This window comes from Streptomyces sp. BF23-19 (assembly GCF_041106355.1).
GTDB classification, from domain to species: Bacteria; Actinomycetota; Actinomycetes; order Streptomycetales; family Streptomycetaceae; genus Streptomyces; species Streptomyces virginiae_A.
This window is the reverse complement of record NZ_JBGBPT010000018.1, coordinates 107,259-114,591: the sequence shown is the minus strand read 5'-3', so window position 1 is coordinate 114,591 and position 7,333 is coordinate 107,259. Positions and strand designations below refer to the sequence as shown.

Sequence of the window (7,333 nt, the reverse complement as noted above, 5' to 3'; positions counted from 1 at the left end):
CGCGAATCCCGGCGCGCCGAAGGCCGGGGCCGCGAATCCCGGGGCGACGAAGGCCGGGGCGACGAAGGCCGGGGCCGCGAAGGCCGGGGCGCCGAAGGCCGGAGCCGCGAATCCCGGGGCGCCGAAGGCCGGGGCGACGAAGGCCGGGGCCGCGAAGGCCGGGGCGCCGAAGGCCGGGGCCGCGAATCCCGGGGCGCCGAAGGCCGGGGCCGCGAAGGCCGGGGCCCCGAAGGCCGGGGCGCCGAAGGCCGGAGCCGCGAATCCCGGGGCGCCGAAGGCCGGGGCCGCGAAGGCCGGGGCCGCGAATGCTGGGGCCGCGAATGCCGGGGCCGCGAAGGCCGGGGCGACGTTCAAGCAGGGTATGAACGGCGTCGCCGGGAACCTGGCCGGAGGCGCGACCCAGAAGGCGATCGAAGGAGACGGCAGCAGCGCGACCCGTCGCAACGTCGGGCGTTACGCGGGAGCCGCTGTCTCCGGTGCCGTGGCCGGCGCACAGGCCGGCGGGCTTCCGGGAGCCGCCGTTGGTGCAGCGAAGAACGTCGCTGTCGAGGGGGCCCAGGACGCGGTCAAGGGCGTGTCCAAGGCCACCGGCGGCAGCCCGGACGCCAAGCCGGCCGACCAGCGCGAGCTGGGTGTCGGCGGCACGGGCTACGAGCGCGGTGCGGCGAAGGACGGCGAGGGCCTGGGCTCGAAGGCGGCCAAGGGCGTCGCCGTCGGCGGTGGTGCGGCTGCTGTTCCGCCAGCCATGGGCGTGATCATGGCCATGGCGTTACTGAACTGGCTCAAGTCCATGTTCTTCGCAGCCATGGCGATGGCCGTCAACGCCGGGAAGCTGCTGTGGACGCTCATTGTCAACATCGTTAAGGCGGTTGGTCATGCGATCGCTGCGCCGTTCATAGCGATCGGCAGCGCTATAGCCAAGGGGGCCGGCGCGGTCCTGGGCATCACCGTCACCGCGACGATGGCCCCTGTAGCGGCAGCGATGTCGGGTGCGGTCGCGGTGACTGCCACCGTGGCCCTGCTGGGCACGGTCTTGACCGGTGTCCTCAACTCGACGGCGTTGACCGAGGGCGGCATCAACGCGAACAAGGCGGCGTGCTTCGTCAACGCGGGTAGCGTTGGCAACGGTTCCGGTGCCACCGTCCCGGCGGACGTGGAGAAGAACGCCAAGGAGATCTACTCGGTACTCAGCAGTTGGGGGATGCCGAAGGCGAACATCGCGGGCATCCTCGGAAACTGGTCGCAGGAGTCTGGGATCGACCCGACGAGTGTGCAGAACTTTCCGACGGGGACGTATGCCATGACCGCCGCGAAGGCCAGCGCCGCGCAGAACACGGACAACGGTATCGGTCTTGGGCAGTGGACGTTCGGCCGCAACACGCTGCTGCGCCAGTACGCGCAGGGCAAGGGCGTCGACTGGTTCACGATCAAGGCCCAGTTGGCCTTCATGGTCGATGGTGACAACCCGGGCGACGTTGCGGTCTTCAAGGACATGCTCAGGAAGTCGCAGGCCTCGCCGCGTGCGGCAGCGCTGCACTTTCACGAGAACTGGGAGCGCTCCGCTGACGGCGCGGCCGGGATCGCTGCACGAGGCGACAAGGCCGAGATGTGGTTCGGCAAGATCAGCGGCTGGTCGGTCGACAGCTCGATCGTGGGTGGCGTCGAGGACATCGTCGGCGGGATCATCGAGAACATATCGAACGGGATCAACACGATCCTGGGAAACTGCACCTCCACGGACGGCGGTTCCGTCTCGCCGAAGGACGGCGGGATGACGCAGGAGGAGGCCCAGGCCCTCGTCGACCTCTTCAACAAGGAGGGGGACAAGTTCCTCGACGACCGGTACGGTCCGGGCGGCGGCCCTGGTTCCTGCGGCGACAACCACGCAATGAACTGCGTGAGCTTCTCAACCTACTTCGTGAACAAGTACACGACGTTCCAGGCCTACCCGTCCGGTGATGGCAAGGAGACGGCCTACACGATCGCGAGGGAGACCGGCAAGACGCTGCAGTCGACCCCTGTCCCCTACTCGGTCGGGTCCGGGCCGGGATCCACTCCCGTCGGCCACACCCTCGTGGTGCTCGGCGTCCAGGGGGACAGGGTCATCCTCGGTGAGGCCGGCTACTGCGCCTACATGGGCCGGGTCCGCGTCGACAGCGCGGCGCGGATGGCTGCCCAGGGCTGGAAGTTCGTGGATATGTCGGATGCGATGCTCACCTCCGACAAGATCAAAAAGGCCTGATGCGCAGCATCTGACCTGGGGGGAAGAAGCCGGTGCTCGGCGATCCGGGCACCGGCTTCTTCGTGTCCGAGTCAGGTCCGCGCGCCAGTTCCACCTTCGACGCCTTTCTCAATGGATTCAGACTCGGCCATGAATGGCTTTCGGTATAGGCTTGGTTCGTTTATGAGAACAATGCGGAGTGAGGAGCGTTCCGTGATGACAACCCCTGACGAGTCCGAGAGCACCGGAGCGGAGCAGGAGAGCGAGTCGATGCCCGAGGAGAAGCCCGCGGTATCGAAGACGCACACGAAGGTCACCGGAGCCGAGCTCGAAGAGCGGTTCGCGGGCTGGATGACGCGCCGGCGCGAGAAGGGCCAGGCTCGCGCCCCAGCGGACAACGCGCGCCTGCTCCGCCGCGGCGTCACCGCGGTGATGAGTGCCGGGATCCTCGCCCTGGTCGTCGCTGCGGGCGTGACCGGCGAGAGCTTCAAGGCGACCACAGCGGACAACGAGGCCCGGATCGTCCGACTCAAGGAACAGTTGGACGATGCCCAGTCCACGCCCGTGAAGGCCGACGCCGGCGCGCAGCTGTCAAAGCTCGCCGAGGCGGCAGCCGCCGACGCGAAGAAGGTCGCGGCGGGTGAGCAGACCTTCGCCACGTTGTACCACCAGGCCAGTGTCCAGCCCGGCCCGAACAACGGGGCTCCGAACCAGGCCACGCTGGAAATCGTCGAGCACCGACGGGACCTGGCGCCGCTGTTCGGCAAGGACTCCTTCCTCGTCAGTGACAAGGAGGCGTACAGCACCTCGTCGCTGACGCCGTTCGATGCGACCACCGAGATCGATCCGCGCCACGCCTGGTACATCCGCTACGACGGCGAGAAAGCAGCTGACCCGAGCACGTACGCATGGAAGGTCGAGACGGTGACGCCCGATCTGAGCGTGAAGGGCGGCTCGGGCGCGACGAACCAGGCAAGGGTCGTCTGGCTGTGCCGGGATACGACGAGCGGCGAGGTGCTCGCCTGGGCGAGCGCGCGTTACGTGCGCAATGGCACGGCGGGGGCCTTCGACCACTTGGCCCTCGTGGTAACCGCCGCTGGGGCCCAGTACGAGAACCCGGCGGTCAAGATGCCGGCCGGGTCCGGAGTACCCGAACTCAGCGGCCCGGGGACAGAGCTCAGTGGCACAGGGACACAGGAGGAGAGCGGGAAGCGATGACGGAGCAGACGGCAGCACCCACGCGGCGGGGATTCTTCCGGCGCAACCTCTCGGTCCTGGGGACGGCAGCGGTCCTCGCGGTCGTCGCGACGGTTGGCGGAGTGACCTGGAGCAGCCAGCACGCGGCCCTGGTAGAGCAGGAAGCCCAGATCAACGATGTCGAGGGACATCTGGCGGCAGTCCAGAAGAGTCGCGCTGAGCAGGTGAACGCGGACGTCATGGCGGCCCTGGGTGTCAGCCAGAGCCGGCTGAGCACCGACGGTGAGCGCATCAGGTCGCTGCTCTCGATGGTCTTCACGTGGGACTCGGCGCAGAGCTACGAGGCTGCGCGCGAGAGCCTGAAGAGTCGGTTCGGCCTCACCGAGAACGAGATGTTCCTGAAGTCGTTCATGCCCCCGTCGAGGTTCAACGAGGATTCCCAAGGGCGGCGTTACTACTACATCGACACGGTTGGCCTGAACTCGGCCCTCGGCGCGGATCCGGACATAGAGGTCATCGACGCCAAGGCGGGCGTCTACACCTACGCCGTCCTTGCCGACATCGAGGTCACCTCCGACGCGACGTCCCAGAACAAGGCGAGCAAAGCCAGTGTCACGGCGTACCGGCGCGCGCTGCTCTTCGTCACGGTCGACGCCCAGGGCAAGGTCTCGAACCTCTCCGGCGTACCGGCGAGCGGCGAGACTCGCCATTCCAAATGACGCACACTCCCTTTCAACTCGCCTCACTGATAGAGTCATGCTGATATTCGAGTGGAACGGTGAGTTGAGGGCTAATGGCGTCGACACAGACCGATGAGTCGAGCGGGTCCGCGGTACGCAAGACGCGCTTCGTCGCGACGTCCGAGTCCTCGCAGGAGGGCGCGGACACTCCTGAGCGCATGGAACCCGCGGGCAGCCTGCGCAAGCCCACCCTTGCGGCCGGCCTGAGCATGGGTGTGGGCGCACTGCTGTGCTTCGTACTCTCCGCAGGAACCTCCGACGGCCAGAGCGCGGTGCGCGGTACGGCTGTACCGAAGATGTCCTCTCTGCAGGAGCAGATCAGGATCACCAAGGCGAAGACTGCGGCGCTACCGAAGGCCGACGACGCCGAGCGTGGTCTGACCACGGCCCTGACAGCGGCTGGTCAGGTCGCGAAGCTGCAGGACGACTACCGCTACCTGACGCCCAACGTGGCGGCAGCCGGCGGCAAGCTCGACGCGGCGACGTCTCAGTCGACGCTACGCAATCTCATCCCCTACTTCGCCCCCTCGGTACACCAGGGGGACCTGGGCCCGTGGTACCTGCTCGCCGGCGACAAGGACGTACCAGCCGGCGTCGGGATCCCAATGAGCTTCAACTCCGGCTTTGAGTGGGCCGTCCAGGTGCCTTACCTGGTCAACGACGACGGCACCATCGCGGTGACCTGGCTGGCGATGGAGACCAGGACCGGTGCGGGCGAGAAGCCGGCGGTGCTGGCCTGGGCCCGCGCCGACTACGACCTGGTCCGCAACGCGTTCGTGAACATCCAGACCGGTACAACGGCCACGGGCGAGGCTCTGGAGCAGGAGGTGGAGGCACCGTGAAGGAGGAGATCAAGGACAAGTTGCGCCTGCACGCCGGGAGGATCCTGCTCGGCGGCACCGGCGGGCTGCTCGCGCTCTCGGTGGTCGCACTCGGAGCCGGCCTGCTCGGCGACGGTCCGGCTGCGTCGGACATCCAGGACAACGCGGTTGTTCAGAAGCTCGAAGGCAACCTCAGCGACGCCCAGACCGAGCTCGCAGCACAGCACACGGCGCTGTTGGCCCAGCTGCCGGGCGTGGACATCGAGCGGGTGAACCGTGACAGGACGACGGGTCGGTCCCTTCTGCTCGGTCTCACGGACAGCTCGGCGTCGAGCCGGACCGTCAAGGAGCAGCAGGCACTACTCGACACGCGCTACGGCTTCCTCGACCACGAGTCCCGGGTACTGACCGAGTTCGTGCCGGAGTGGATGACTGCGACCGGAGCCACGAAGGGCGCCGGGACGACGTACGCGCTTGCCGATCTGGACGTTCATGTGAGTCGGGTGCAGGGCCTGAACTACTCCTACACGGGGGTGGCCCGTCTCGATCCGGTCCGCGTTGGACCGGATCAGAGCAGCGCTGCCAAGAGCGAGTTCGTGGTCCTCACTTACTCCACCTCTCAGGACGGCACGGCTACGTCGCTGGACGCCTATCGGGCCTCCAGCAAGACCCGCGACGCCCTCGTCGGCACCAGCTCCCCGAAACGGTGAGCGATGCGCCCACCGTTTCGGCACGCACCCCAGAAGACCCCTACGAGACGTAAGGACACGAACATGTCGACTCAGGCCCTGGAGAAGACCGAGACGACTGTCCCGACGAGCACCGCCGCGGCGGCGAGGAAGACCACGGCGAAGCCTGAGAAGGAGCACGAGGATTCGAAGCTGCGCACCGGATGGCGGCGCCTGGCTCCGAAGAATCAGGCCGGTAGGTTCTCCGTCGTGGTGTGGGCGGGGTTCTTCCGGGCCGTCGTCCTTCTCGCCGACTACCTGCTGGCATTCATCACGGCCGTGGTCATCCTCCCGCTGCTGGGCGCATGGCTGCACCAGCGGTCGGGCGCATCCCAGGGTGCGCTCAGCGCGGATGGAACCATCGCCATGTGGCTGATGCCGCTCCTCTTCCTGGTCGCACTGCTCGCCGCGGGCGAGATCGCCGTGATGCGCGGCATGTGGCGCTGGGCAACACGGATGATCGCGAAGATCCAGGACGCCCAGGGCGAGGCGACCGGGGCCGACGTCGCACCGAAGTCCACGACCAGGACCGCCAACCAGAGCAAGACCAACCGCAAGAGGAGCAAGTGATGCGTACCGCAGGACTGACGATGAACGACGTATGGGCCCACCGTGTCCTGCGTGAACGAGGAGTGGAGACGTACCGGCTGGAGGGGGTGGTCGCCGAGCTCGGCGTCATGGTCGAATCGCTCGAGCTCAAGCATCGGGGCGAGGAGGAGAACTATCGTCCGTATCTGCACATGAGGGGCGAGCTGCGCTCGGTCACCCCGGCCGAGGCCCTGCCGTTCGGTATCTCCCAGTTGACCTACTCCCCCGGCCAGGGCGAGAAGGTGGACGCCTTCTACGAGTTCGACGACCAGCAGCTGGTGGCGCTGGCCGGCAAGGGATACTTCACGAGTGGCTTCACCGTGCCCGAGCAGGTCACTGGGATCGAGTGGGAGCTGCCGGCCACGGCGGACATGCTTGTCCTCGCTCCGTCGGAGGTGCAGACCGAAGGCGATGTGCCCGTGGTCTTCACCCAGGTCCACGGCATCGGGGGCTTGGAGATCGATCTCGAGTCCAGCGGCTATGACCTCGCCGGCTACTTCGCCGACCACTCCAAGAACGGCGTCCCGCGGGCCGAGGTCGTAGTCGATGCACGTGGGCTGAAGTCGCGCTCGGACGCGATCAACCCGCTGTTCACCGAGGACGAGCTGGGCCTGGACACCGAGGTCAAGCATGTCGTCGGAGCGCCCGTGCCTGAGGCAGCGCCGGTCGCCGACGGCATGAACGCACGCTTGCGGCAGATCGAGGCGGAGATCGCCGCCGAACGGGAGCAGTACAAGACCGAGCGTGCGAGCACCGAGGGCACCACGGAGAACCTCTACCGGGAGCGCGTGGCTGCACCACTGCACAGGGCTGAAGAGCAGAAGGTGCCAGCCGCTTCCTCGGTCCCGACCCGTGAGGCACAGCGCGACCTGAACCTGGATCCCGATCTGGAGGCGGAGGAGCAGGAGACACGCCGACGTGAGGTCAAGCCCGTCCCGAGCCTGGACGAGCGCAAGCTCCAGGTGGCCCAGCGTGCGGCCGATCTGGACTTCGGCGTTGACGACGAGCAGAGCTTGGGCTCCTGAGGACGGATCAGGC

At 67.4% G+C, this 7,333-nt stretch carries 8 protein-coding genes; 7 read left to right on the top strand and 1 reads right to left on the bottom strand.

The window, feature by feature from the left end:
• Window positions 1-354, bottom strand: a 354-nt coding sequence (locus AB8A24_RS13450) for a hypothetical protein (protein WP_369475746.1), incomplete at its 3' end; no start/stop codon positions are given.
• 7 nt (window positions 355-361) lie between these two features.
• On the opposite strand from AB8A24_RS13450, the gene AB8A24_RS13445 reads away from it, so the two are divergent.
• The 7 genes from AB8A24_RS13445 (at window position 362) to AB8A24_RS13415 (ending at window position 7,320) form a co-directional block, all read left to right on the top strand.
• Window positions 362-2,242: a phage tail tip lysozyme gene (locus AB8A24_RS13445; RefSeq protein ID WP_369475744.1), complete on the top strand. Its 1,881-nt coding sequence runs from the start codon at window positions 362-364 to the stop codon at window positions 2,240-2,242.
• A gap of 195 nt (window positions 2,243-2,437) precedes the next feature.
• Window positions 2,438-3,439: a hypothetical protein gene (locus tag AB8A24_RS13440; protein ID WP_369475743.1), complete on the top strand. Its 1,002-nt coding sequence runs from the start codon at window positions 2,438-2,440 to the stop codon at window positions 3,437-3,439.
• A complete protein-coding gene (locus AB8A24_RS13435) occupies window positions 3,436-4,137 on the top strand; it encodes a hypothetical protein (RefSeq protein WP_328964244.1) in 702 nt (233 codons plus the stop codon). The genes AB8A24_RS13440 and AB8A24_RS13435 overlap by 4 nt, the downstream gene beginning before the upstream one ends.
• A gap of 179 nt (window positions 4,138-4,316) precedes the next feature.
• Window positions 4,317-5,000, top strand: coding sequence for a hypothetical protein (locus AB8A24_RS13430; RefSeq protein ID WP_369475741.1), 684 nt, complete (start codon window positions 4,317-4,319; stop codon window positions 4,998-5,000).
• Window positions 4,997-5,689, top strand: a complete 693-nt coding sequence (locus AB8A24_RS13425) for a hypothetical protein (protein ID WP_369475739.1) — start codon at window positions 4,997-4,999, stop codon at window positions 5,687-5,689. The genes AB8A24_RS13430 and AB8A24_RS13425 overlap by 4 nt, the downstream gene beginning before the upstream one ends.
• Before the next feature lie 63 nt (window positions 5,690-5,752).
• Window positions 5,753-6,277: a hypothetical protein gene (locus AB8A24_RS13420; protein ID WP_266843067.1), complete on the top strand. Its 525-nt coding sequence runs from the start codon at window positions 5,753-5,755 to the stop codon at window positions 6,275-6,277.
• Complete coding sequence (locus AB8A24_RS13415; RefSeq protein WP_369475737.1) at window positions 6,277-7,320, top strand: hypothetical protein; 1,044 nt, start codon at window positions 6,277-6,279, stop codon at window positions 7,318-7,320. The genes AB8A24_RS13420 and AB8A24_RS13415 overlap by 1 nt, the downstream gene beginning before the upstream one ends.
• The last annotated feature ends 13 nt before the right edge of the window (window positions 7,321-7,333 follow it).

Excerpts from the sequence above, each read along its gene's own strand:
- AB8A24_RS13440 (WP_369475743.1), top strand. The coding sequence starts at position 2,438 with ATGACAACCCCTGACGAGTCCGAGAGCACCGGAGCGGAGCAGGAGAGC.
- AB8A24_RS13420 (WP_266843067.1), top strand. The coding sequence starts at position 5,753 with ATGTCGACTCAGGCCCTGGAGAAGACCGAGACGACTGTCCCGACGAGC.
- AB8A24_RS13415 (WP_369475737.1), top strand. The coding sequence starts at position 6,277 with ATGCGTACCGCAGGACTGACGATGAACGACGTATGGGCCCACCGTGTC.
- AB8A24_RS13435 (WP_328964244.1), top strand. The coding sequence starts at position 3,436 with ATGACGGAGCAGACGGCAGCACCCACGCGGCGGGGATTCTTCCGGCGC.
- AB8A24_RS13430 (WP_369475741.1), top strand. The coding sequence starts at position 4,317 with ATGGAACCCGCGGGCAGCCTGCGCAAGCCCACCCTTGCGGCCGGCCTG.
- AB8A24_RS13445 (WP_369475744.1), top strand. The coding sequence starts at position 362 with ATGAACGGCGTCGCCGGGAACCTGGCCGGAGGCGCGACCCAGAAGGCG.